Genomic DNA, 1,361 nt, shown 5'->3' with positions numbered 1-1,361 from the left:
CCGCGCCTGCTTCGTCACCGGCTGAATGGTCGCGGCCGCGCAGCGCTGGCGGGCCGCCTACGCCGCCACGACCTACCGCGCCCGGTATCGCGGCCGGAGGGTGGCGGTCCGGCTGGGGCAGCGCGGGCCGGGATGGGTGGGGCAGGGGGCCTTCGTCACCGGCTGGAACCCGCGCTCGGTGGTGCAGGGGCGGCCGGCGAACCACCGCGCCCAGGCCCGGCTGCGGGCCGTGCTGCGCGGTCAGGGACTGCGCCTTGCCGAGGGCTTCGGCCAGCCGGATGACGACCATCCCGGCGAGCCCATGCTGCTGGCCTTCCCGCTGCGCCCGGCGCTGGCGGCGCGGATCGGCCGTGCCTTCCGGCAGAACGCCGTCCTGCTGGTGGCGCCGCGGCGCCCGGCGCGGCTGCTCTGGCTGCGATGACGCGGGAATGGCGCAGGATTCATGACGAACTGATTGCAGGAAGGCGGCGGGTGTCGAAGAATGGAGACGTCGTAGAGAAGCCCTGCCGATGTGCCGTTTCCTCGCCTATCGCGGCGACCCGATTTTTCTGTCGGATATGGTCTGCGCGCCGGCGCATTCGCTGATCCACCAGTCGATGCATGCCGACGAGGGCAAGACCGTCACCAATGGCGACGGCTTCGGCCTCGGCTGGTATGGCGAGCGGGAGGAGCCCGGCCTCTACCGCGAGATCCGTCCGGCCTGGTCGGACGAGAATCTGCGCTCGCTCTGCAGCCAGGTGCGCTCGCGGCTGTTCTTCGCGCATGTGCGGGCCTCGACCGGCACCTCGACGACGCGGGCCAACTGCCATCCTTTCGCGCATGGCCGGCAGCTTTTCATGCACAACGGCCAGGTCGGCGACTACGGGCTGATCAAGCGCCGCATCGAGGCGCTGATCCCCGACGCGCTCTACGCCCACCGCCAGGGCACCGGCGACACCGAGGCGCTGTTCCTGGCCGCCCTCGCCGAAGGCCTGGCGGAAGACCCGGTGGGCGCCATGGCCCGCACCCTGGGCCGCGTGCTGGGGCTGATGGCCGGGGCCGGCACCCGCCAGCCGCTGCGCTTCGCCGCGGCGCAGAGCGACGGCACGACGCTGACCTGCTTCCGCTGGTCCTCCGACAGCCGGCCGCCCTCGCTCTACTGGCGGCAGGGACGCTGCGGCGGCGTGATGGTGGTCTCCGAGCCGGTCGACGAACGCGGGGCAGGGTGGCAGCTGATCCCGGCCAACGCCGTCCTGGTGGCGAAGCCGGACGCGGCCGTGGAGATACGGCCGTTCAGCGTGGAAGCAGAGAAGGCGCTGGCAGCGTAGGACAGAGGTCGGCGAGGGGAATGAATTCCCCCGCGGCGCAGTGCGCCGCGCCCG

At 72.4% G+C, this 1,361-nt stretch carries 2 protein-coding genes; both read left to right on the top strand.

The annotated features are described in order from the left end of the window. The first annotated feature begins 25 nt into the window (after positions 1-25). Entirely contained in the window at positions 26-421 is a 396-nt protein-coding gene (locus BKE38_RS29710) for a DUF3293 domain-containing protein (RefSeq protein ID WP_076960675.1), read from the top strand. 88 nt (positions 422-509) lie between these two features. Continuing rightward, entirely contained in the window at positions 510-1,307 is a 798-nt protein-coding gene (locus BKE38_RS29705) for a class II glutamine amidotransferase (protein WP_076960674.1), read from the top strand. Positions 1,308-1,361: the final 54 nt, after the last annotated feature.

The organism is Teichococcus deserti (assembly GCF_001982615.1).
Taxonomy (GTDB): domain Bacteria; phylum Pseudomonadota; class Alphaproteobacteria; order Acetobacterales; family Acetobacteraceae; genus Pseudoroseomonas; species Pseudoroseomonas deserti.
Note: the sequence above shows the minus strand (reverse complement) of the source record. Positions and strands in the feature narration are given on the sequence as shown.